The organism is Eggerthella sp. AM16-19, from assembly GCF_003474385.1.
GTDB lineage: Bacteria > Actinomycetota > Coriobacteriia > Coriobacteriales > Eggerthellaceae > Senegalimassilia.
Genome location: NZ_QUCY01000020.1, coordinates 14,229 through 36,315, shown reverse-complemented (window position 1 = coordinate 36,315; position 22,087 = coordinate 14,229). Strand labels below are relative to the sequence as shown.

31 protein-coding genes and 2 tRNA genes are annotated in these 22,087 nt (G+C 65.9%); all 33 read right to left on the bottom strand.

Going from position 1 to position 22,087, the window contains the following annotated elements; all coding sequences use genetic code 11:
• A partial coding sequence (locus tag DW178_RS11420) for a collagen-like domain-containing protein (RefSeq protein WP_502695386.1) occupies positions 1-1,991 on the bottom strand: 1,991 nt, incomplete at its 3' end.
• Positions 1,982-2,806: a hypothetical protein gene (locus DW178_RS08495; protein ID WP_118350560.1), complete on the bottom strand. Its 825-nt coding sequence runs from the start codon at positions 2,804-2,806 to the stop codon at positions 1,982-1,984. The genes DW178_RS11420 and DW178_RS08495, both read right to left, overlap by 10 nt.
• Complete coding sequence (locus tag DW178_RS08490; RefSeq protein ID WP_118350559.1) at positions 2,799-5,990, bottom strand: tape measure protein; 3,192 nt, start codon at positions 5,988-5,990, stop codon at positions 2,799-2,801. The genes DW178_RS08495 and DW178_RS08490 overlap by 8 nt, the downstream gene beginning before the upstream one ends.
• Positions 5,991-6,269 carry a hypothetical protein gene (locus tag DW178_RS08485; RefSeq protein ID WP_118350558.1) on the bottom strand — a complete coding sequence of 93 codons (279 nt, stop codon included), beginning with the start codon at positions 6,267-6,269 and terminating at the stop codon, positions 5,991-5,993. It lies immediately after the preceding gene.
• Between the two features lie 80 nt (positions 6,270-6,349).
• Positions 6,350-6,736, bottom strand: coding sequence for a hypothetical protein (locus DW178_RS08480; RefSeq protein ID WP_147363844.1), 387 nt, complete (start codon positions 6,734-6,736; stop codon positions 6,350-6,352).
• Positions 6,737-6,744: 8 nt separating this feature from the next.
• A complete protein-coding gene (locus DW178_RS08475; RefSeq protein WP_118350556.1) occupies positions 6,745-7,335 on the bottom strand; it encodes a phage tail tube protein in 591 nt (196 codons plus the stop codon).
• Positions 7,336-7,354: 19 nt separating this feature from the next.
• Entirely contained in the window at positions 7,355-7,711 is a 357-nt protein-coding gene (locus tag DW178_RS08470) for a hypothetical protein (protein ID WP_118350555.1), read from the bottom strand.
• 13 nt (positions 7,712-7,724) lie between these two features.
• On the bottom strand, positions 7,725-8,036 hold the full coding sequence (locus tag DW178_RS08465; protein ID WP_147363843.1) for a hypothetical protein: 312 nt from the start codon (positions 8,034-8,036) through the stop codon (positions 7,725-7,727).
• A complete protein-coding gene (locus DW178_RS08460; protein ID WP_118350553.1) occupies positions 8,029-8,400 on the bottom strand; it encodes a hypothetical protein in 372 nt (123 codons plus the stop codon). Before DW178_RS08460 ends, DW178_RS08465 begins: the two co-directional genes overlap by 8 nt.
• Positions 8,394-8,798 (bottom strand): hypothetical protein, encoded by a 405-nt coding sequence (locus DW178_RS08455; protein ID WP_118350552.1) that lies wholly within the window; start codon positions 8,796-8,798, stop codon positions 8,394-8,396. Before DW178_RS08455 ends, DW178_RS08460 begins: the two co-directional genes overlap by 7 nt.
• Positions 8,798-9,736, bottom strand: a complete 939-nt coding sequence (locus DW178_RS08450) for a hypothetical protein (protein ID WP_118350551.1) — start codon at positions 9,734-9,736, stop codon at positions 8,798-8,800. Before DW178_RS08450 ends, DW178_RS08455 begins: the two co-directional genes overlap by 1 nt.
• 9 nt (positions 9,737-9,745) lie before the next feature.
• On the bottom strand, positions 9,746-10,273 hold the full coding sequence (locus DW178_RS08445) for a hypothetical protein (protein WP_118350550.1): 528 nt from the start codon (positions 10,271-10,273) through the stop codon (positions 9,746-9,748).
• A gap of 112 nt (positions 10,274-10,385) precedes the next feature.
• Positions 10,386-11,159 carry a VG15 protein gene (locus DW178_RS08440; RefSeq protein ID WP_118350549.1) on the bottom strand — a complete coding sequence of 258 codons (774 nt, stop codon included), beginning with the start codon at positions 11,157-11,159 and terminating at the stop codon, positions 10,386-10,388.
• Positions 11,156-12,682 (bottom strand): phage portal protein, encoded by a 1,527-nt coding sequence (locus tag DW178_RS08435; RefSeq protein WP_118350548.1) that lies wholly within the window; start codon positions 12,680-12,682, stop codon positions 11,156-11,158. Before DW178_RS08435 ends, DW178_RS08440 begins: the two co-directional genes overlap by 4 nt.
• Positions 12,679-14,178: a terminase large subunit domain-containing protein gene (locus DW178_RS08430; RefSeq protein WP_147363842.1), complete on the bottom strand. Its 1,500-nt coding sequence runs from the start codon at positions 14,176-14,178 to the stop codon at positions 12,679-12,681. The genes DW178_RS08435 and DW178_RS08430 overlap by 4 nt, the downstream gene beginning before the upstream one ends.
• The gene (locus DW178_RS08425; protein WP_118350546.1) at positions 14,102-14,485 is read right to left on the bottom strand and encodes a P27 family phage terminase small subunit; all 384 of its coding nucleotides are present in this window, start codon (positions 14,483-14,485) and stop codon (positions 14,102-14,104) included. Before DW178_RS08425 ends, DW178_RS08430 begins: the two co-directional genes overlap by 77 nt.
• A 108-nt stretch (positions 14,486-14,593) precedes the next feature.
• On the bottom strand, positions 14,594-14,989 hold the full coding sequence (locus DW178_RS08420) for a hypothetical protein (RefSeq protein WP_118350545.1): 396 nt from the start codon (positions 14,987-14,989) through the stop codon (positions 14,594-14,596).
• Entirely contained in the window at positions 14,990-15,268 is a 279-nt protein-coding gene (locus DW178_RS08415; RefSeq protein WP_158574131.1) for a hypothetical protein, read from the bottom strand.
• A gap of 94 nt (positions 15,269-15,362) precedes the next feature.
• Positions 15,363-16,307 (bottom strand): DUF4417 domain-containing protein, encoded by a 945-nt coding sequence (locus DW178_RS08410; RefSeq protein WP_502695385.1) that lies wholly within the window; start codon positions 16,305-16,307, stop codon positions 15,363-15,365.
• Between the two features lie 190 nt (positions 16,308-16,497).
• The gene (locus tag DW178_RS08405; RefSeq protein ID WP_118350542.1) at positions 16,498-16,893 is read right to left on the bottom strand and encodes an HNH endonuclease signature motif containing protein; all 396 of its coding nucleotides are present in this window, start codon (positions 16,891-16,893) and stop codon (positions 16,498-16,500) included.
• Positions 16,865-17,029, bottom strand: a complete 165-nt coding sequence (locus DW178_RS11300) for a hypothetical protein (RefSeq protein WP_158574129.1) — start codon at positions 17,027-17,029, stop codon at positions 16,865-16,867. Before DW178_RS11300 ends, DW178_RS08405 begins: the two co-directional genes overlap by 29 nt.
• Positions 17,008-17,130, bottom strand: a complete 123-nt coding sequence (locus DW178_RS11585) for a hypothetical protein (protein WP_286168611.1) — start codon at positions 17,128-17,130, stop codon at positions 17,008-17,010. The genes DW178_RS11300 and DW178_RS11585 overlap by 22 nt, the downstream gene beginning before the upstream one ends.
• 31 nt (positions 17,131-17,161) lie before the next feature.
• Positions 17,162-17,249: transfer RNA gene (locus tag DW178_RS08400), tRNA-Ser, on the bottom strand.
• Between the two features lie 8 nt (positions 17,250-17,257).
• Positions 17,258-17,346: transfer RNA gene (locus tag DW178_RS08395), tRNA-Ser, on the bottom strand.
• A gap of 108 nt (positions 17,347-17,454) precedes the next feature.
• Positions 17,455-17,919, bottom strand: coding sequence for a sigma factor-like helix-turn-helix DNA-binding protein (locus tag DW178_RS08390; protein ID WP_118350541.1), 465 nt, complete (start codon positions 17,917-17,919; stop codon positions 17,455-17,457).
• Positions 17,920-18,254: 335 nt separating this feature from the next.
• Positions 18,255-18,821: a 6TM ABC transporter family protein gene (locus DW178_RS11175; RefSeq protein WP_158574127.1), complete on the bottom strand. Its 567-nt coding sequence runs from the start codon at positions 18,819-18,821 to the stop codon at positions 18,255-18,257.
• Between the two features lie 157 nt (positions 18,822-18,978).
• Positions 18,979-20,166, bottom strand: coding sequence for a tyrosine-type recombinase/integrase (locus tag DW178_RS08380; RefSeq protein ID WP_147363839.1), 1,188 nt, complete (start codon positions 20,164-20,166; stop codon positions 18,979-18,981).
• Positions 20,166-20,540, bottom strand: a complete 375-nt coding sequence (locus tag DW178_RS08375; RefSeq protein ID WP_118350538.1) for a hypothetical protein — start codon at positions 20,538-20,540, stop codon at positions 20,166-20,168. The genes DW178_RS08380 and DW178_RS08375 overlap by 1 nt, the downstream gene beginning before the upstream one ends.
• On the bottom strand, positions 20,515-20,880 hold the full coding sequence (locus tag DW178_RS08370) for a hypothetical protein (protein ID WP_118350537.1): 366 nt from the start codon (positions 20,878-20,880) through the stop codon (positions 20,515-20,517). Before DW178_RS08370 ends, DW178_RS08375 begins: the two co-directional genes overlap by 26 nt.
• A complete protein-coding gene (locus DW178_RS11295) occupies positions 20,870-21,016 on the bottom strand; it encodes a hypothetical protein (protein WP_158574125.1) in 147 nt (48 codons plus the stop codon). The genes DW178_RS08370 and DW178_RS11295 overlap by 11 nt, the downstream gene beginning before the upstream one ends.
• Positions 21,013-21,417 carry a hypothetical protein gene (locus DW178_RS08365; protein WP_118350536.1) on the bottom strand — a complete coding sequence of 135 codons (405 nt, stop codon included), beginning with the start codon at positions 21,415-21,417 and terminating at the stop codon, positions 21,013-21,015. The genes DW178_RS11295 and DW178_RS08365 overlap by 4 nt, the downstream gene beginning before the upstream one ends.
• The gene (locus DW178_RS11670; protein WP_158574123.1) at positions 21,414-21,596 is read right to left on the bottom strand and encodes a Lar family restriction alleviation protein; all 183 of its coding nucleotides are present in this window, start codon (positions 21,594-21,596) and stop codon (positions 21,414-21,416) included. Before DW178_RS11670 ends, DW178_RS08365 begins: the two co-directional genes overlap by 4 nt.
• Positions 21,593-22,084 carry a hypothetical protein gene (locus tag DW178_RS08355; protein ID WP_118350534.1) on the bottom strand — a complete coding sequence of 164 codons (492 nt, stop codon included), beginning with the start codon at positions 22,082-22,084 and terminating at the stop codon, positions 21,593-21,595. The genes DW178_RS11670 and DW178_RS08355 overlap by 4 nt, the downstream gene beginning before the upstream one ends.
• Positions 22,085-22,087 lie beyond the last annotated feature (3 nt).

The window sequence follows — 22,087 nt, the reverse complement described above, 5'->3', positions numbered from 1 at the left end:
CCCGAATCGCCGCGGTCGCCCTTCTCCCCCTGGGGCCCTTGGATGCCCTGCGGGCCGCGCTCTCCCTGCGTGCCCTTCACGCCCTGCGGGCCAGTGGCCCCAGTGGCACCCTTCGCGCCCGTGGCTCCCGCTGGGCCTTGCGGGCCTTGCGGGCCTTGCGGCCCCGTGGCTCCTGCGGCGCCCTTCGGGCCTTGCGGCCCCGCTGCTCCCGCCGCGCCCGTGGCGCCGGCCGGGCCTTGCGGGCCGATGGGGCCCTGCTCGCCCTTGACGCCCGTCGCGCCGCTCATGTCGGCGATGAGCGTGTAGCCATCTGCTCCCTTCACGTAAAGCTCGGCGTTGTGCGGGTCCTCCACGTCGGAGCCGATGACGGCGAAGCCGCCGGCCTTCACGCCGTCGGCCGCCCATCCCGCCCGCATGGCCTCGTAGCTGGCGTAGACCTTAGAGATGGAGAAGCCCTCGCCCGTGTCCCCCTTGGGGCCTTGGATGCCCTGCAATCCCTGCGGGCCGCGCGGCCCCGTCTCGCCCTGGACGCCCTGGGGGCCTTGCTTTCCCTGGACGCCCTGCGGGCCCTGCTCGCCGGCGTCGCCCTTGGGTCCTTGCGCGCCCGTCGCGCCCTTGGGGCCTTGCGGGCCGATCTCGCCCTGCGGGCCGGCGTCGCCTTGCGGGCCTTGCAACCCCTGCGGCCCGCGCTCGCCCGCGGCGCCGGTCTCGCCCTTGGGGCCTTGGATGCCCGTCGCGCCGCGCGGGATGCCCAGCGACAGCGTCTTCCTCAGGCCCTCGCCGGAAAGCGACGCGGTGGCCTTCGCGCCCTCCGCGAGCGTGGATACCTCGCCCATCGCGATGCCGGCCTGCGCCCAGGTCTGCAAGGAGTCCGAGGCGTCGGCCGCGGCCCTTTCGGCCTTGGCCTCCACCGCCGCCAAAGCCTCGGAGTCGACCTCTGCGGAGAAGGTGTAGTTAGCGAGCTTCAGGCCCTTGCCGGCCAGGTACGCGTGCCCGCCGCCGCCTTCGGCGGTCCCGCTGCTCGTCGTCTTCGTCGTGGTCTCGCTGCCGACCTCGTATGAGTACGTGGCCACGCCGCGCTCGACCTTGACGACCTTCTTGGCCACCGTGGCCGCGACCATGCGCCCGTGCGCGTTGTCGCGGGCCGAGATCACGTCGCCGACGTCCACGTCTATGTCGTCGTGGACGTCGACCTCGATGCTGCCGCGCGTCTGGTACTCCTTGAGCTTCTTGCGGCCGTCCTCCTCCAGCTTGGCCTCGTCGGCGTTGCTGTAGTCGTACAGCGCCGCTATCTCGTCGACCCCGAAAAGCGTCTGCTTGTGGGAGACGTTGCCGGCGGCGTCGGCGAAGAAGTGGACGACCGCGCGGTCCTCGAGCTCGCCCGTGCCGGCGCAGACCAGGTGGTTGACGCAGCGGTGCACGCTCGTGAGCGTGAAGTCCAGCAGGTCGGAGTCCACCTTGTCCGCGTAGTCCACCGCGGGCGGCAGCGAAAGCTCGACCTTGCTCCCCTTGCGCCGCATCGCCAGCTTGCGGCCGTTGGCCTTGGCCAGGGCCTTGAGGCCGCTGTACGCGTCGCAGAAGCGGTCGAAGGTGTAGCTGACCGCCGCATCATCGGAAGCGGCCGAGAAGACGGCCGACAGGCCCATGCGGGCGATGAGCGATGAGAGCACGTCGCCGGCCTTGCCGCTCACGGACAGGTAGCCGCTGCCGGAGTTCGGCAGCAGCCGCTTGCCGGCCAGGACGCCGTGCCAGGTGCGCCCCTTGCACGTGACGGTGCCCGACGCCTCGCGGCCCGCGTCGTAGCCCACCTCGTCCACGATCCCGCCGTATTCCGTGCCGTCGACGAACACGTGCTGGCCGGCTTCCGGCGCGAGGTTCGGGGCGCAGGCCAGCTCGAAGGAGTTCTCGTCGCTGCCGAACGCCAGGTCGAGCTCGAAGTCCTGCAGCTCCCGGACGTTGCCGAGCTTGGAGTCGTAGACGACTACGACCATGGCGGCTCCCCCTCCTCCTCGTACCATGTGAGGTCGAACCCGAACGAGCGGTCCCACTCGACCTCGTGGGTGCCGGGCCGCACCGGCTGGAAGACGTACTCGCCGCCGCCCAGCCCGTCCCCTCGCCGCGCCTTGGGAAACGCGTCCGTGACAGAGCCGTCGGGCCCGACGACGGTCACCGAGCGCGGCGTGGCCAGCGGGTCGACGACCATGTATCCGCCGTCGGGGACGGTCACGTCGACGCGGAACCAGTTTCCATCGATGCGAATTGCCGGGTTGACGCACGGCCCGTAGACGGTGAACCGAAGCGGAGCCGCGCCCCACCCCGCTATGTCGACGTATCTCCTTGTAGACGGAACGCCGAGGTCGTACGGCAGGTCGTACGGCAGGTCCAGAAATTCGCCGTCTCCCGCCGTCGCGGTGAGCAGCTCGAACGGGACCGTGTGGCCCTTGCGCCACACGCCGTCGAGCAGCACCACGGTCAGCTCGGCGGAGTGGTACCCGCCGAACACGGCCCCGACCTCGCTCTTGACGATGTAGCACCGCTGCTCCCAGCCGTCCGCGTCGAGCCTGCCCGGCGTGCCGTCGCGCATGTCGCGGTCGGCAAGGCGTCGCAGGCGGTCGGCTTCGGCGGCGTCCGCGAACGCGACCGAGAGCGAGCATTCGCGGGCGGGGCGGGAGACGCCGGCGAGCGAGCGATACCCGATCGAGTACGCCCACGCCCGGCCCCTGATCCCCGCCGCCGTGCCCGCGAATGTGGCCGGGCCGTCGAGCGACACGCTCTCGCCGCCGCTGATGTATCTCAGGCTATGCATACGCCACCGCCTTGCGGACCTTGCGGCCGAAGTCCCTCTCGCCCATCACCGGCGTGTAACCGGCGATGATGGCCGGAAGCGCCTCGATGACCATGCGGGCGGCCTCCATCGACATGTCCTGGTTGTTCACGGCCACCTGCTTCGCGATCACGTCGGCAAACGGGCGGCTGTACCGCTCGTTGGTCAGCGGCACGATGGCCTCCGCGCCCGCCTCGCCCACGATATCGAGCGGCATGGCCTTGGTTGCGATGGCCCCGCCGGCGTGCATGCGCACCCCTCCGGCCGCGTTCAGGCGGATGCCGCCGGCAGCGTGCCCGGAGTTGTTGGTTATCCTGTTCGTCACGACGTCGATGGTCTTTGACGCCAGGTTGCGAATGGCGCTCCCGAGGTCCCAGATGGACGACGCCGCAGACGAATAGTTGCCGTTGGCGTTTACGTCGACGGTCTTGCCGTCGAGCCTTCCGATGGCCCCGGATGTGTCGGACACGCCGCCTGCGGCCTTGCCGTCCACGGCGTTGCCGGAGACGATGGCGTGCGAGTCCTTGCTGACCAGCACCGTGCCGTTCCACGTCCACACCTGCCCGGTGGCGTCGACGACGCTCGTTCCGTCAACAGCGGCGGTCCCGCTCTTGTCCACGAGGGCCGTCCCGTTCCAGGTGTATATGTTGCCCTGGGCGTCTACCAGCTTCGCATCGTCGACGCTGATGTTTCCTTCCTTGTCCACCAAAGGAGTGCTGTTCCAGAGCGATATGGCCGACACCATCTGGCCCATGTTCCCATCGCATGCCTCTGCGAACCGTGCGAGGTTGTCGCTGCCGACGGCGCGAAGCTGCTCGCTCGTCACGCCTGCGTCCGCGAGCGCGTTAGCGAAGTCGTTGACGTTGATTCCGGCGCCGCCGAGCACGTCTGCCGCGCCGGACATGCCGCCGATGGCGTCGGCTATCTCGCCCGCCGCCTTGACGGTCGACGCCTTGGCTCCGTCCATCTCGATGCCCCACTCTTGCAGCTTGCCGATGATGGACGTAGCCGAGCCGTCGTACGCCCTGGCAAGCTCCTCCATGTCGTGCTTGCTCAGCTCCGCAAGGCCGGACTGCGTGACGCCCAAATCCTCTAGCGACTGCTTGAGGGCGGGCATGCCGCCGTTTTCCTTAAGGCACGCATCCATGATGGCCCTCGTGCCGCCGTCGAGCGAGTTTGCCCACTTGTCGTAAGCCGTGGCGGCGTCGGAGGCTGAACGCTGCGCATCGCCGAGCCCGTTTTCGAGCATGTTCACGGCGTCGTTGGCGCTGTTCATCGAATTAGAGGCTTTATCGAGTTCGTCGTTCGCCGCGTTTAGCTCATTCTTCGCCTCCTTCACGGCGGCGGTTCCGGCAACGGTTCCGGCGTTCGCCGCGCTGGCGCATTTGTTGTAAGTCTCCTGCGCCTTCGACTGCCTATCGACCGCCTGGACATAGGCCTGCGCCGCCTCTGCCTGCGCCGCATACGCCTCGCCGAGCTGGTCGCTCATGGCGGTCATCTGTATCTCGCGCTTCTTGGCATCGACGAGGTCGTTGACCGAATCCTTGAGGTTGACAACCTCGCCGTTCGCGTTCGTGTAGCTCCCCGCCATCGCGTCGGTCATCGTGATTGACGTGCCGAACTGCTGGTTCACCTGGTCGAGCGCCCATTGCAGCTTGCCCTGCGCCTGGGTGGACAGGTCCGTTTTCCCTGCATACTGGTCGATGATGGATTGCGCAGTGTTGAGCTGGGCTATCTGCTCCTGTGCCTTGGCGTTCGTCTCGTTCATCGAGTCTGTATGGCGGGCAACGCTCGCTATCAGCTCGTCGACGGACTTCTTGGAACCATCGGACGCCTGGCCCACCCCTTCGAGCCTTGCCGTGTAATCCGAAAGCCCGACCGTGGCGCTCGCCGCAGCCGAAAGCCCGTCGGTGGCCTTCGAGAGGTTGTCGGTCTTGGTTTTCCAATCTGAGTACTTCGCCGCTACGATACCCGCCGCCGCAGCTAGGCCGGTAATCGCGAGCGTCGGCAGCGACCCGCTCATAAGGGCACTGGCCTTCGCCACCGCGCCCGACGCGCTGGTGAACGCCTTTATGGACGCGTTGATGCCATTTATCCCCGAGATTGCCGAGCCTGCCGCGCCGGAGATGCCGGCCGCCCCGGCCTTGACCGCGATGAAAGCGGTTGCGCCGGCGGCGAGCTGCGGGGCCATGTCCTTCGCGGCGGACGCAACGCCCTTGATGGTCGGCATCGCCGCCGACAGGACGGCGTTGGCCTCGTTGAACGCGCCGTTGATGCCGCCCTTGAGGTCGTTGAACGCCCCGGCTATCGTGTCCTTGCCGATGGTGTCGAGCATGGACGCGATGCCGCGCGTGACGGCGTTGGAGCAGTTGGCCATGGCGGTGGACACGCCGCCGGCGGCGGTCTCCGCCTGCTCCTGGAAGCTGGCGAAGCCGTCCCCGCCTTCGTTGTCGAGCCGGATCATGGCATCGAGGAGGTCGTCCATCGACAGGATGGCCTCGTTCTTGCCTCCGCCCAATGCGGCGTACAGGTCGTTGGCGTTGGCCGTCGGACCGAGCATGGCCTTGGCAAGCTGGTCCATCTGGCCGGGCATGGCGGAGGTGAGCGAGCGCCAGTCCTCCATCTCGGGCTTGCCCTTGGAGAGGATTTGGCGGAACTGCTCCATGGCGGCATTGGTGAGCTGCGTGGAAGCGCCTGCGGCCACCAGCATGTCGTTGAGCGCCAGGCCCGCGTCTGTAGCCTTGCCAAGGTCCCCCGTGGTGGTCACGAGGCCCTGCACAAGGCTCACCATCGAGTCGAGCGTCGTGGGCAGCCCCTGTAGGCGGTCGCTCATCTTGCCGATAGACGACTGAGCCTCCTGAGCGCTGTACCCAAGCGCCGTCATGACGGTTGGGTAGTTGTTGAGCGTGTCGAATCGGCTGATGGCCGAATCGACGTGGCTTGAGACGGCAGACATGGCCTTGTTGATGATGGCCGACGCCGCGCCAACGGCGGCCCCTGCCTTGATGGTGCCGCCGGAGAATCCGCCCGCGAACCTCTGGCCGCTGACCGAGCCCTTCTTCGCGGCTACGGCCTCGGCCTTGTCAAGCTCCTTTTGCACGGCCTCGGACAGGCCCCTGATTTTCGGCACGACGTTGAGGGTCGCGCTTCCCGCGCTGGCGGGCATCTACACCACCTCCTCCCATTGGGTCTCGGCTATCGTCCGTTTGACGCTTGCGTACCTTTGAGCCGCCTGCCTGCGCGCCACGGCGTCACTCGGGCGCATGACGCGGTATGGCTCGTCCTTGACGCCTGCGCGGCGGTACGCTATCTCCCACAGGGTGTCCTGCAAGTCGGCCACCGCCTCGCGCTCCGGCGTCCACGACAGGTCGGGCCGGAGCGCCGATACGTACCGCGAGCCTGCGGGCAGGCCTGCTATGAGGTCGACGGCCTCAGCCGCGTCCACGTCGTCGAACGAGACGCCGTAGTAGCGGCGGAAATCGCACCGCAGCTCGGCGGTGCGGCCGTCGGACAGGCGCGCAAGCGTCAGCAGTTTTTTAGTTCGTCGCTGGTGACGATGCGCACGAACGCGAGCGCGAGCGCGGCGGAGTCGACGGTGCCGTCCTCGTCGGTCACCGCGTCCACCAGCTCGCCCATCTGCTCGCCGAGCATCACGCCGAGAGTTCGGTACACGTCCTCGTCCGTGCGGTTGACGTTTGCCAGCACGTCGACCACGCGTTTGTCCGAGAGCGCCTTCATGGGCACCTCGAACTGCATGCCGAGCGCGGTCACCGTGGCGGTGCGATCGCGTTTGGCATTGATGAGGGCCGCCTTCTGAGCCGCCGTCTTTGCGGGCCGCATCTCAATGCCCAGGACGCGTCCGTACTCGTCCAGCTCATCGGCGCTCATGCGCGCCATGGCTTCCTTGTTCATTCGGCCACCTACTCCGTAGCGGGCTTTGCGCGGTACACGGTGATGGGCGCGGAGCCGTCGGAGGGCTCGTTGACCGTGAAGGTCATGCCGTACACGAGCAGGCTGCCGCGCTGGTGCGGCACGTCGTCGAAGTCGGTCACGACGGCCTTCTTGATGACGGTGCGGCGCAGGAAGCCGCAGGATTCCAGCTCGTCGAACACGAGCGGGACGGCCTTGCCCTTGTACGCCTTGACGTCGATTTGCGACACGGAGCCGTCCGTGCCCGCCTTGACCGCGTCCGCGCCGTAGCGCAGCTTCGCGACGGTTGGGCGGTTGATCTCGACGAACTCGACCTTGACCGTGTTGGTCTCGGAGTCGATGGAGGTCAGGACCACGGAGCCGTGCCAGCCCTTGTGGTCGGTGGACGACACGCTGCGGCCGAGCGTGAAGCCGTTCTCGGACACCTCGCCAAGGCTCTCGAAGCCGGTGGCGGCGTCCATCTTCGAGGCCGCCGTGGTCGGCAGCGTCGGGCTGTCGGCGAAAGAGGTCCACGCGCAGCCGCCGTCTACTGGCGTGCCGGTGGTGACGAGGTTGGAATCGATGGCCTTCAAGTCTGCCATGCTGTCTCCTATCTGGTTGTTATCTGGGTTCGTGGGTCGTGAACGTGTAGCTCAGGTACCAGCGCGGGGAGTCGTCGTCCGGGTCGGGAGAGGAGCGCATGACGTCCATGCGCTTGACCTCGTAGCCGTCCGCGAACGTCAGCGCGTCAATGGCCTGCGCCACCGCCTCGGCGATGGCGCAGGCGCGGGCCTCGGTCTGCGCGAAGCAGAACACGCCCACGCCGGGGCCGTCCTGAAGCTCGCTCACCTGCCCGCCGCCCTCCCTGCGCACGACAACCAGCTCGCGCGGCCGCTCGGCGGGCACGCTCACGCGCACCTGCACCGGGTCCAGGGCCGCCGCGAGCCGACGCCGCAGGTCGGCTTGGACGTTTAGCATTCGGTTGTCTCCTTTAGTGGGAGAGGGATTGAAGCGTCTCGTGCTTGGCGTTGTCGTATCTGCCCAGCTCGGAGTTGGTGTGCACGGCCCCTACTGCGGTGTGGTCGAGCACGTCGACGTGGACCGCGTAAGGGGGCCGGTTGAACTGCTTGGGGGCGAAGGTGCCGCCGTTGTGGCCCTTTATCTTTGTTTTGGAGAGGTGGGTCTTGGCTATCTTGTTGGCGATGGAGCAGATGCGATCGGCCTCGGCCTTGAGCGCCGCCTGCATCTCCGGCGATTTACAAATCTCCTCGATGCCCGCCTTGTCCATGACGAACCTACCCATCGACCCTCCCGACCTCGGCGGTCATGTCCCACAGCGTCGGGCACGGGATGGTGCGGTCCGGCGCCCCGGAAACGCGCAGCGCGGAGAACTCGTCATCCGGGTCCATCCCGCGCTCCACGAGGGCCACGCGGCACCCGCGCAACGGCGCGGCGGTGCGCGTCCACGCCTTGGGGAAGGCGATGCGGTACGAGACGGTCACGCCGTCTGGGCGCAGAAGCCCCTCGCTGGCGTCTGCCTCGTCTCCGTCGAGCGGGCGCACCAGGCACCCGGGAACGGTGACCGATTTCCACCGGTAGACCGGTTCGCCCATCTCATCCTCGCCGTCCGCGTCCCTGCGCAGGACGGCAACGCGCTCGCCTAGCATGGGCATCCCCCTGGCCACACGTACCCGATGCGCTGAGCCTTGCCCAGGCTCTTGAGAAGCGCCTTGTAGGTCGACGTGTCGAAGTACGCCGAGCCGGAGGGGTTGGCGAAGGTCGCGGAGCCCTGGAACCCGTTGGCGGTGAAGCTGCCCTGCTTGGCCCCCACCATCTCGCCCAGCCCCTCGATGGTCGGGGGGACCAGGCATTTTCGCGCCGCGTCCGTGACCAGCAGGCGGCAAAGCGCCTGCTGGTCGGACGTGAGCCTGCGCGATTCGGCGATACCGGCTTGCGCGCGCAGCTTGGCCGATTGCTGCATCAGCACGGCCTCGACGCGCGCGCCGTCCGTGGCCTCGTCGCCGGTATCCGTGCGGTACTCGGCCACGGTCGCGTACGCCGCCATTACTTCGCCGACACCGTGCCCTTGACGATGTAGTCCATGACCTCGGGGAACATCGTGCAGCCGGTGAGCACGTTGGTCTCGACGGAGACGCGGTCGTATGCGGGGCCGTGGGCAACGCCGATGAGGCCGTTTGCATCGGTGGCGTACTCAAGGCCGGCCTGGGACAGCGCGCCGAAGTCCAGGCCGAAGATGTGGATGTTCTCGACCGGGGTGGCGTAAAGCCCGCCCTTGTCGACCTTGTTGGTCAGGAAGACGTTCTCCACGCCCAGGAAGTTCTGAAGGTAGGTCATGCCGAACACGTTCTGCACGGTGATGGGGGCGTTGCCGAGGTACTCGGCGGCGTCCTGGCGGTTGACGAAGTGGATGATGCGGCCCGCCTCGTCGCCGTTGCCCTCCACGGAGTCGCCAAGGGCGGCGTCGGTCATGGCGAGCGCGGCCTGCAGGCCCTTGCCGGTCGCGGCGCCGGTGCCTTTCTTCAGGAACGTGAAGAAGTCGGACACGATGCCGCCGCGGGCCAGGGACAGCATCTTCTGGTCGGTCTTGAGCACAGCGTTGACGTAGCCGGACTTCTGGATAGCCGCCGCGGTGGTCATCTTGCGGTACGGGACGCCCTTGATCTCGTCGACCGGCACCCACTCCGCGTTGAACTTGGACAGCGCCACCTCGTCGCCCTCGATGTAGGACGAGCCGGAGCTGGAGCCGAGCGTGACCGCGGTCGCGGCGGTGCCGTTCTCCTTGCTCGCGTCGGTCTTGTCGTTGTTGAGCTTGCCGGTCACCTTGAGCATCTTGAGCACGGTGCCGGCGGTCATGGTCTCGGTGCCGAAGATGCCGAGGATCTCGGCCAGGCGGTCGAAGTCGTGCTGGAAGTTGGCGATGAACTCCTGGTCCATCGCGGCGTTGATTGCCGTGGAATCGGTGGTGTTGGCGAGTGCTGCCATGGTCGCTCCTTAGTAAAGGTCGATGTGCTGCGCGCGTGCGTTGATGCGCGCAACCGGGTCTTTGATCTGCTCGATGGATTCGCGGCTGACCGGCGCATGGTTCGCGCCAGCCCCCTTGTCGGCCGGGTAGGACGGGGCCTGGGCCTTGGCGTACTCGGCGATGGCGTTGGCGGATGCCGTCATGGCCTCCTCGTCATCGCCCTGGAGCAGCGAAGCGGGAACGCCGGTTGCCTGGGCCACCTTGTAACGGGCGCGGTCGCGCTCGGCGGCGTCGCGCTGCTCGGCGGCTTCGGCTCGAATCTCGTCTAGCTGCTGTTGCAGCGATTCGACGGTCGGCGCTGCCTGCTCCTGCGCGTCCCACATGTCTGCCTTGTCCTTGTTCGCCTTAGCCAACTTCTCCCATTTGCGCGCCTGGGCCTTCCAGTCGGTGCCTTGCGGCTCCGGCGGGCCGGTCTGCGCCGGGTCGCCTGCGGGCTTCGGCTCGGCCTGCGCCGGGTCGGCCTGCTGCTGCGCGATTGCGGGGTTCGGTTCGGTCATCTGCGTCTCCTTCCGCGCCCGTGCGGGCTTGGTTTTGGGCCGTGCGGCCCGGTTTCGGGTATGAAAAAAGCCGCCCCGTGCGGGTGCGGCTTGATTCCGTTGATGCAGCGGGCTACTCGCCCGCGCGTCTTGTGTCCATCTGCGCCGTGATGCGGTTGCGCATGTAATGGTCGTAGGCTCCCTTGCCCTTGACCTTCCATCGCCCCCGCTCGTCGTCGCTCATGGCGGCCCACTCCTTGCGGGCGTCGTCCTCGATGGCCTTTCTGGCCTTGAAGTACTCGCGCTCGTATCTGCCGTGGTCGTAGCCTTCGAGCAGCGGGTCGCCGTCGAAGTCCACGACGGGTCGGCACCTGCAATTGGGGTGCCGAGACTTGTTCGCCGTGGCCTCGCTCACGTAAACGAACCCGTTCGATGCGAGCATGGCGCACCACCCGCACGCTCCCGAGTGCGGCACGAGCGCCCATCTCGGGCGGGCCGGGTCGTGCCTGGCGTTTTGCAGCAGCGTATCGTCCGCCTGCTCCATGACGCGCTGGACGGACTTTCCGCCGAGCTTTTCGACGGCCTTGGCAAGGTCGCGGCCAGTGTAGGCGTCAGACACGTCCCACCTGAGCGCCCATGCGGGCGCGGTGCCGGAAACCTCCGGCACGAACGCCGAGGCGACGCCGGACGCCTCGCGCTGGTGGGCGTAGAAGTCGACGGCGATGGCGGCGGCGAACGAGCCGTAGCGGGCCACCAGCGCCATATACGCTGTGGTCAACGCGGATTCGACCTCGGACGGCGGTATGCCTGACAGCTTGGCCTCAAGCTGCGCCACGGCGGCTTGGAGCATGTCCGCGTTGGTATCTATGGCTTTGGCGTACTGCTCGAACAGCTCGCGGGAAATCATTCATCGGCCCCCTCGTTCTTCTTCATCGCCGGGATGCCGGTGCTCCCGCCTTCGAGCGCGTCGGCGATGCGGGCCATTGTGGTGATAGCGGCGTTGGCCTGCTTCTCGGCCATGAGGCGGTCGATCTTGGCCTGCGAAAGCCCGACGCCCTCGTAGTACACGCGCGTCCCCACGATTGACTGGTCCGCAGCCCCGAGCTTGGTCCATGCGTCCGCTCGCGCGGAGATGGTCGGCATAGAGGGGTCCTTCCATGCGGCCTGCACCTCGCGGCGCTCCTCGTCCAGCCCGTCGATTGTCGTGCCGTTCGAAACGGCCATCATCATGCGGGCCACCTCCGCCATGACCTCGCCGTTGTCTGCGTTCATGTCCTCCACCGCCAGGATTAGCGGGTCGTTCGCCGCGCCGAGCGCGTCCGACGAGGTATAGGTGTTCGATTGCACGCCGAGCTGCGCGATCGGGACGTTGGTCGCGCCGCTGAAACGCTGGGCATCGTTCTCGAACACGCGCGTGAAGTTGTCCGCGGAACCCGGGCTGAACTGCCCGACCGTGGGCAGCTCGCCGTTCTCGTCGCGGCTGATCGCGAGCAGCGCGCCGAGATACGCCTTGGCCTTCTTGCGGTCGTTCGGCACCGGGGCGACGACGTTACCCTCGGCGTCGACGAAGTTGCCGTCCTCGTCCTCGGTGCATCCCTCCGGCGGGTCGGCGAACATCGAATCCGCAGCGCCGAGCACGTATCGCTGGGGGTATGTGAAGAACTCCGCGCCTACCTCCATGCGCAGAACGTCGCGCATGGCCTTGTCCACGATGCCGATGACCTCCGGCGTGATGAGCGAATGCCCGAGCGGGCGGTCGAGGTCTGGGTCGTTGACGATGACCTCCATGAGCGGGCGGCCCATGGGGTTTGGCTCCTCGACGCACGTCCACCGCTGGTCGTCCCCGCGCTCAAGGGTCAGCACCGCGTCGGAGAAATGCGCGGTATACCGCTTGGCGACCCCGCGCTCGTCAACCTCGTTGAGAACCACGCCGCACGACGCGCGGCGCTCGTCTTTGTCCCACAGGCACGTGAACTGATGGGCGCTGTACGCGCGCACAACGGCGGCGGGCTGGCCTGGGCCGCCGCGCATGACGGTCAGGGCCGCCACCCCATGGGTGAGCGCGGATTTGCATGCCTGCTTGTACAAGGAGCGCATGCGGTTCGCCCGGACAAGGGCGTCCAGCTCGTCGTCCGTGCGGCCCTTGAACACGAAGCCGTCGAACGAGCTGCGCACGGCGCGTGCGTCGACGGCCTTCTTGCACCAGCCGACCACGCAGTTGACGTTCAGCAGGTTCTCCGGGATGGAGATGCCCAGGTCCTTGAGCACCGCCTTCATGTTGCAGTACGCCGTCAGCTTGCGGTTTCTCGCGCTGACCGCATACCAGGTGTCGAACAGGTCATCGATGCGGGCGCGGTACCGCTCCGGTATCGACTCGCCCCACGGGCGCGGCAGCGTCGCGTTGGAATACTTCTGCTTTTGAGCCGTCACTGGATGTGCTGCCTCCTCTTGGGGTTGCGTCTGGTCTTCTTGATTGCCCACAGGGCCAGCGCGCACGCTTCGAGCGGCGCGGAGTCCTGCTTGTCAGTGGAGCCGAAGCCCCACCCGCCCTTTGCCCCGATGGGGCGGCGCGGGCAGGCTGCTGCCGCAGCGTCAAGCTCCGGCTGGCTGGTATGCTTGGCTCGCCCACATGTGAGGGCATCGAGCATGCCAGCCGATGCCTCTATGACGTTACCGGTGCTCGGACGCAGGACGTATCCTCTCGGGGCCTTGAGGTCGGCGGCGTGCCCGGCGAAGGTGTCCGCCGCGCCCGTGCCGTCCACGGCAACGCAGTTGGCGGTGCCCTTGCGCGCCGTGACCCACTCGGCAAGGGCGCGTATGCCCTTGTCGGTCGTGCCTGTCTTGACCAGCTCGAACGCGAACCCGCCCTTGCCGTCCGACTTGCAGCCCGCGAGCGCGTAGCGCGAGCCGTCCGGCGTGAACTTGAGACCGAACGCTGTCTTGCGCGGGTACAGGGAGCCGATTGCCGAAATCGCGGATTCGTCCCATACCTGAGCGGAGATGGCGCGTTTGACTCCCGCCTCCTTGCTCCACCAGCCAAGGCGCTCGTGCGCGAATCCGAGCAGGGAGCCGCCGGCGAACTCCGACGCCGTGTAGTCCTCGTCGAGCACGTATCCCATTGAGGGGTTGGAGGCGTACACGGCGTCCAGCACATCGTCGAACATCGCATCATCGGCTGGAAGCTTGAGCGTCGACCAGGAGAACCAGCTGGTGTTGCGCGAATCGCCGTCGAGCGCGGCCCGCCTGGCGCGCGCGAACACGGTGCCGGGGCATGCCTCGTTCGGCGGTGTGCCGGTGTACACCGTCTGGCGCTCGCCGGTCGACGACGCCGACAACGTGTAGCTGATGGCGTCGTACTGCTCGTCGGTCAGCTCCTGCGCCTCGTCGTAGACGACCAGCTGGATATCGTCGAAGCCTCGGGCGCTGCCGTTGGTTCTGGCGATGAACTCGATGGAGCCGCCGTTGGTGAGGTAGATCGCCTCCTCGCCGTTTGTTCGGCGAATCTGGCGGACCAGGGCCTTGAGCTCTGGGTGCTCGTCGTCTGTGAAGTACCGGACCAGGCGGTTGAAAGACTTCTTGGCCGTCTTGACGCGGTGCGCGGTGTGCAGGATGTGCCACCCGCACGCGGCCAGGCGGTACAGCTCGTAGACCTCAAGGATGGCGTTCTTGCCGTTCTGGCGCGGCACGTCGAGGCCGCACACCACGAACGACGGCTTGCCCGTGTACCGGCACGAGCACCAGTCGCCGAGCACCGAACGCTGCCACGGGAACGGGTCAATCCCCAAATCCTCGCCAAGCGCTATCGCGTCATCGGCCTCCGAATATTCGACCTGCCCCTGCTGGACGTGCCTACGCGGTTCTTGACTGCCTCTTCGCACGGTTTCCCGAGACGACGGACAGGACGGTTGCGGTTGCTCGCTTGCCATCGTCTGCCTCCTCGTGCGTGTCGCAGATGCCCAGCTGCTTGTTCAGCTGCCGAATCTCCGCCGATGCGGTTTTCAGGGTGCTGATTTGCGGGAACGCCTTGAGGTCCCCCATGTCGTTGGTGTAGGCCGTCTGGTTGCCGAAGTCGTCGAGCTCCGTCTGCGCCTGGTCCACGATCTTGTACCACTGGCACAGAAGCCCGAGCGTCGGCGCATCGGACTGGGAGAACGAGCGGCCATGCGTCAGCTCGTCCCATTTCGCCGACTTGAACGCATCTGATTCGATGCCGGGCGGCTTCTTGATCGGCATGGCAGCTCCTTTCGGGCATCAAAAAAGCCGCCCGAAGGCGGCTTTGGCAAAATCGCCGGATTTGAACCGGCTCCTCCTCAATCAAGGCGTGCTCCCCGACTAACACCATCATTTGCCGCCTCTATTGTCCCACAGCCTCCGAACCCGCTCAACCATGGCCTTCTCTTCAGACGTAAGGCGAGCGGCCCCTTTCTTCGAATCGCTCTCGTTGTGGAAGTACCCATGGTGCGTGTGCTTTCCGGGAAACGAAGGCCTATGGGGATGGTCCAAATCTATCTGCTTGGTTCGCTTGTTCTCCGTATCGAAGTAGATGATCGATTTGATTTCATCACCCTCGACGCGAGCATACACGCGGCCTCTTGTCATCGTCTCCATAAGCGCCTCGGAATCTCTCGCGTTCTTGGTGACGAACTTGATGTTCCCGGACGACAGCACGGAGTGATACTGCGAACCGTACGGATTGCCGTCCTTGCTCGTGCCGCTCGATGCTCCGCGCCCGCCCATCTACAACGCCTTCCCTGTCCGCCAATCGATTCCGCGCCTCGTCAGAACGCGCCGCGCTGCCTGAACCGCTGGGTTCTCAGACCGGCCCTGCGCAATCTTCAGGCGCTTCTCCATCCCGGTCGGCGGGCGCACCTTGCCTGAATCCACGAGCGCCTTGTATTCAGCCCTGGCCGTCTCGCGTTTCTTCTCGTATTCGGCGCGGACGTGCGCGGCTTCCTTTTGGCGGCGCTCCGTCTGCCGCTGCGTCTCGCCGTGCGGAATCCTCATCTTGTCGTCCATGTAGCCGCTCAATGGGCTTGACACGCCCTTTCGCCCCAGATACTCCTCAAGGCTCATAACAGTGACGCGCAAGGAGCTTGCGGAACTCGAACCTCTACCGCCCATGGAATCCACCTGCCTTGTATTCGACGACCTCGCAGCCGCCGAAGTCGAACCCTATGTTCTTGCCGTACAGCAGCACGCGCGACGGTTCCAGGCGCTTTATTGCTTCCCTCATGCCGTCGAACCACACCGCCTGCGCCTCCTTGTCGCGCGCCACGCCGACGGTCGACGTCGCCACGGTCGAGTGCTTGGGAATGCCGTCGAAGCAGAACGCATAGCTGGACGGCTGCGCCCACGACAGCGTGGGGACAACGACCAGGCCGTTTCGCGCCCAGTAGCTCCCCAGCGCCGCGCTCCTGTAGCGGTTCCACCGCTGCATCGCGTCGGGCATGTCCATGTACAGCGAGAAGTCCGGCGTCAGAACGCAGTCGTAGCCGCTCAGGCAGCGAAGGTACTTCTCCGGCTGCGTCCAGACGCGCTCGAACTGGTAATCGTCGATGAAGAAGTGGCACCCCTTGCCGCGCTTGTCGGCGCCTGGCGTTGACTTGGCGTAATTGAAGCCTTGCAGCTCGTCGGGCGCGGCGTCGCAGGGCGGGATGGCCGGGAAGCCGTCCTCCCCGCAATCGGCGCGGCTCACGATATCGAGGTTGTAAGCGCGGTCCGTCTTGAGCCGCTCCGCGCCGTAAGGTAGGTGCTTCGACTTGAAATCAAGCCCGAAGCGGCTCATGTCGAAGTCCTTGAGGCTTCGCACCTCCTCGCGGAGCATGCTCTTGTTGTACGTGGCTATGTCGCCGGTCTTGTTGTCGGCGATGCGGAACGCCTTGATCTGCTCCGGCGTGAGGTCGTCGCAGAACTCGATCTTCGAGTCGGGTATCTCGCCCCACCCGAGCAGCTTGCACGCCTCGACCCGGGTATGCCCGAAGACGATGACGGGGTTCTCTCGCGATTCGAGGCCGATGGTCCCGCGCAGCCCGAACTCCCGTATGGATTCGGCCACTTTCGGCACCGCCTTGGCGTTGTTCCGGGCGTTTTTTGGGTAGGGGGTTATGTCGCTGATGCGCATCTCTCGCCGCTTTCGCTGTTTTCCCTGCTCAGATATAAAATTGTTAACCGGGGGTATTTTGGCCCTGGTGCCCCGGGGTGGTCAACCCGGGGTAACAAAAAGACCCCCCTGGGGTGCTTCGCGGTCACCAGGCCGTGGTCGTCTCGGTCTCGTGCGTGCGGGGGGCCGCGAAACCTCGTCTCTCAAGCTCCTTCGCGGCGGCCACGAACTCTTTCGGACTTCTCGGCGCTTCGGTCGCGATCGCAGCCGCCGCGACGGCATGGGCGTACTCGGCCGAGCGGTTGCTCCTCCAGTTGTTGCAGCATCGATGAGCGGGGGCGAGGTTGTCCATGTCGTACGGCGAGCCGCCGAAGCTGACGGGCTTAAGCTCGTCGCACTCGAACGACTCGGGGTTTCCCGGCGGAAGCGAATAGTCTATCGGCATTCCGCATATATGGCAGGGCCTGGCCATGGCCCGCAGGCGCAGCAGCGACCGGTTGCGCCTGCTGCCGTTAGCGCGCCTTGCGTTCCCGCTGCCCATCGTCTCGCTCCCTAGTGCGCCCGAGCATGGCGTCGATGCGCCTCATGCGCTCCCTCTCGTCGGCCTCGCAGGTCTGGCACACTCCCTTGTCCAGCTGCCGCAGCTTGCCGCACATCAGGCAATAGCCCAGCCGCATACGCTCCCCCTGTCCTTGGCCACGGCCACGGCATGGAGCATGGCGTGGGCTATCTCGGTATCGCGGCGCGAGGCTATGCGCCCCAGGTCGAGCAACGTCATGGCGCGCCCCTTTTCGGTTGTTGTTCGGAAATGGCGGAAGGCCGGGGATTCGAACCCCGGGGACCTCGCGGTCCTCCTGTTTTCGAGACAGGCGCACTCGTCCGCTATGCGAGCCTTCCGCGTCGTCTGGCGGATGGGGCGGGATTCGAACCCGCGGTGCCTTTGCGGCACGCCCGCTTAGCAAGCGGGAGCACTCGTCCGCTGTGCGACCCATCCGCGTCTGCAGGGCATGAAAAAGGCCGCTGCGGATGCCCGCGGCGGCCTGCGCCCATGAAAACTGCCTTATCAAAATAGCACGGTTAGGGTGCTCAAAAGTGCTCACATTTACTCGGGAAGGGCGTTGGGCATCTCGCGGCGCCACTCCTCCGGCATCACGTAGTACAGCGACACCGTGCCGCGCTCGACCATCCTGCGCGCCGTGGCCTTGCTCACGAACAGCTGCCTGCCGACCTCCGCGTAGGTCATGCCCTCGACCTTGTGCAGCCACACGGCCCACCTGTCGTCGTTGCCGCGGCACAATCCCCTGGCGTGCGCGGTGTCGGCATCGCATCTGCCGTGCTCGTCGATTAGGCGCTCGCGCATCTGCACGAGCCTGATCACGCCGTCGGGCAGCTTGTCGCGGGAAGGGCCGGAGCCGGCGCCCTTGGAGTAGTCCACGCCCATGAGCGCGAGGCTCTGCTCGTGCTCTGCGACCTCCGCCTCCATGTCGGCCACGGCGCGGCGCAGGCTGCGGATGTAGTGCGTGTACAGACCGACCGTGTACGCCATGACCTCGTAATCGTGATGCAAACCCCGAACCCCTTCCCGGTGACCGACTTATACCGGAATGCTATCACACCGCCCGGCGGCCTTCTCGCCCTGGGCCGATGAGCGCCGTCCGGCAATCCCTCTCCCCCCTGCATCCTGTACATTTACTTCTTATACCGGAGCGGCGTCCCAAACAGGCAAGAGTTTCAAGCCGCGACCTGCGCGAAGGCGCTCGGCCCGGCGACGTGGAGAACCGGCCCCTCTGTCAGCCCATTGTCAGCCATCGCGAACCGGTTCAGGGCATAGAAAAGCCGCCGCGGATACCCGCGACGGCCTGGGTTCGTGCAGCCTTCGCCGCCTGTGCAGCGGAGGCGACTCTATTGCTCGGCATCTTCGTCTTGCTTCGCTTGCTTTCCCCTGCCGGACAGAACGGGCCGGAACAGCTGGCCGATGATCGTAGTGAACGGCAACACGAGGAACGCCCCGGACATCGCGGCGTTCCCCGTCATGATGCCGACCACGACTGATGCCGCTATCGAAGCCAGGATCACGAAAGCAGACAACCCCTGGCCTACGACTGCTTGCCGTATCTCCGCCTCGACTAGCCTATCCTGCCGCTTCGACTCGTCGTCGAACACGGCGCGCGTCTGCCTGTCCGCCCAGTCGAGTATCATGCGCTGCGCATCTGAGCTATAGGCGTTGAACGACTTGGGGGGAGGCAGCATGCCCGCCCATTGCTGGGTCACGGACATCTGGCTTATGGCCGCGGCAACGTCCTTGTCTAGTTTCTCTTTGCCACCGCTTCCCGCATCCGCGAGTTCGCTATCTGGCGATAGAACAACGCCGCTTCCATCTTTTTCTTCGATTCCTTGCGGATGGCCCTCAGATTCTTGCTGTTGTCCAGACCCGGTACCATCATCAAATTCATCGTGTTCATCTTGCACGACCTTCTCCTCCTTGACGTTGCCAACATGATGATAACCCAATATGCGTAGCCATCTATTACAAGGTTTGCCATTCGTCAACAATTATTTTTCTAAACAACATAATCACCTTGCGTCAACCATAATTCGAAGCGAGGGGATCGCAACCGTGCTGAGCTCAGCCAGGCCATGCCGGGCCGGACGGCGCGCGCAGCGACCGCACCGCCGCCTCGAAGCTCGCCGCCGCCCCGGCATCGCGCCCGTCGAGGTAGTGCGCGTAGACCTTGGCGGTGACGCTCGGGTCGGCATGCCCCAGCCGCTCGCTGATGGTCACGAGGTCCACGCCGGACGCTATGAGCCAGCTCGCGTGCGTGTGCCGCAGGCTGTGGAAGGTCGCCCGCCTGTCCAGGCCCAGCATGTCGCGCGTCCGGGCGAACTCGGCGGACAGGTCGCTCGGGCGCATCCACTGCGAACCTGGCGATGCGAGCGGCGCCCACTGGCCGCATCCGAGCTCACGGATGCGGAAGCCCACGTAGTCGGCTATCACGGCCATGTCGGCATGCGTCCCCGCCACCGCTCGGCGGCTCTTGGACGTCTTGGGCTTGTCCTTGCGCCACGGCGGGCGCCCCGGCACCGACGCCACCGTGCCCGACACGAGCACGCGGCACCGCGCCTGCTCGACGTCGCGGGGCCGCAGGGCGCACACCTCGCCGACGCGCAGGCCGAAGTGAAGGGCCATCCAGAACGACCAGGCCCGGCGGTACGCCCACGCGTCGGCCTCGCCCGACATCTGCCGCGCGATCCACTCGGAGAGCGTCCGAAGGTCGGCCTCGCCGAGCGCCACCGCCTCGGGGTGCTCGGGCGCCGGCTTGTCGGCGTCGAGCACGGGGTTGGCCGCAACGATGCCCTTGCGGCGCATCCAGGCGTACGCGCCTGCCAGGTACTGGCGCACGCAGCGCACGGTTGTGCTGGACAGCGGCGCGCCGCCCTTGCCGCCGGACGCGAGAAGCGCCACGAGCGCCTCGTCCACGTCCATCGGCGTGAGCGCGTCCGCCCTCCTGGCCGCGAGCCCGCCGAGGTAGCGGCGCCGGTAGAGCGCGTAGTTGCGCACGCTGTGCGGGCTCGCGCCCATCGCCTCAACCTCGCGGTTGTACGCGAGGAGCAGATCGCCCAGCAGCATGCTCGACACGCGCCCGCCGGCGGTGATCTGCTCCGCCCACTCGTCGGCCATGGCCTGCGCCTGCTCCCGCGTCTCGGCGTCGGGGAAGCTCTTGTACGGCTTGGCCACCCGCCCGCTCGGCAGCTTGCCCAGGTACGGGCGGGCGTACCAGACGCCGCGCCCGTCCCGCTTGACCTCGACGCGCATCACGCGCACCAGCGGATGCAGTGCCCGCGGTAGACCGCCAGCCCATCGCGCAGGGCACGGCCGAGCGAGTTGTTGTTGACGCCGACGGCGCGGGCCGCGGCGGCTATCGACTCGTACTCGACCTCGTCGACGATGCACCTCTTATGCCCATGCGCCTTCCACTTCCAATCCTTCTTCGCGCGGGCCCGCACCGCCTTGCCGCGCGCCGCGAGCTGCTTCGAGCGCGGAACCGGCTTCTCCTCGCACGGCTCGCCCGTGAGCGGGTCGAAGTACCGCACGCGCACGGGGCCGGAGCCGGGCGATGCCGGCTCGCAGCCCCATTGCCCGCCGAACACGCCGGCGTCGTCATTAAAAATCGCGCTTGTCTCCAACATCAGCGACCACCCACCTTTCCTCGAACTCCCGCATGGCGTCCTTGGTGCCGGCCTTCACGGCCTGGGCCAGCGCGCTCAACATGTCGCTCACGCGGATGCTGTACGCGCTCATGCCGAACGCCGCCATGTCGAGCCGGTCATACATCTCGAATGCGGCGGTGATGGCATCGCATGCGGATCGCAGCTGCTTGGCCCATCCGCCGTCCAGCGCGTCGATGCCGCCCGCCACGTACGCCGCGCCGACGGCGTCGAGCCCGTCGCACCGCACGAACTCCGAGACGGCATCGCGCTCGGCGGCCTCTATCTCGTCCGCGACGGAGAGAACGGCGCTAAAATCCATACGCATCCTCCTCTGGGTGTTTCGCACCTTTTTCGCAGTGGTTTCGCACCTCGCCGTTCTTGTTCGCTTCTTCGACGGCCTTCTCGAAACTCTCGGGGTCGGTCAGATCACGGACGCGTTTGACGTATGAAGTCATTCCTTGCCGCCTTTCTTAGAGTTGCGCCAGACGCGCAGGCAGTTAACCAGTGTCGGATTCGCCTTGATTGCGAACTCGAAGTTGACGGCATCGGCATCTATGGTTACCGCTTCGGCCCTGATGCCCATATCGCCAAAAAAAGCACGAACGTCGTCAATAAGGACTGGAACCATTCCGTCGGAATCCCGCTTTACCTCAATTGAGGCAAAGCGTCCCCCTCTATAGATTCCACGACCAACGACAATTGGGTCGGGCGCCTCAATTCCGCATCGACTCATATAGCGCCGAAGCCACGTGGCGTGTATCACGTCCCTTACGGCAATCGGAACGCCGCTTTGAGCGGAAAGCTCAAGCAGCCGTGTCGTTTTCCCCGATCCGCGAGTGCCGACGATGCAAATCATTCCTTTTCAACCCTTCTGTTCCAGTCCTTAATCGCTTCCGCTTTCGTCTTCCCGATTTCGCCCTGTGCATCGCACGCTTTGCATGCGCAAATCCACCCAAAACCAGATTCGAAGTGATAGGTGCTTCCGCTATACGCCCATGCTTTGCCGCCGCAGAATGGGCAAGGTTTGATCTTCATTCCTCGACCTCCCCATAAAAAACTTCCCTCGTAGCGCGCCATGACTCGGCGCTATCCGTCACCATCTGAAGTAAGAGCGCGGCAGTCGAGAGTTTCCTGAAGCTTTGCCACTTGTCGCTCAAGTCATACGCGATGCGCAGCCTGCCTGCGGCATCCGGGCAAATCACCTTGCAATGTCTCGGAAGCTGCCGCTTTTCGTACAGCGCATCGGCGAGGCTTCTCGGGCAAACCATCCAATTTTCGTCGCCCTCGAACGTGAGCCCATGGCCGCTCTTAAAATCGTCCATGCACGACTTAACCTCTACGAAGCAGAACGTGCCGCGTTCAACACTTGCGTTCGCATACCCGCTTCCGATGCCATATGCGATGAAATCGACCCTGTGTCTCTCGTCGACCCATACCTCGCTCGACACGAGCAAGAACTCTTTCCTCAGCTTCTTGAGCACCTTTTCGGAAAGCTCGGCGGTTATCTCTGCGCGGTTGTTCATTCA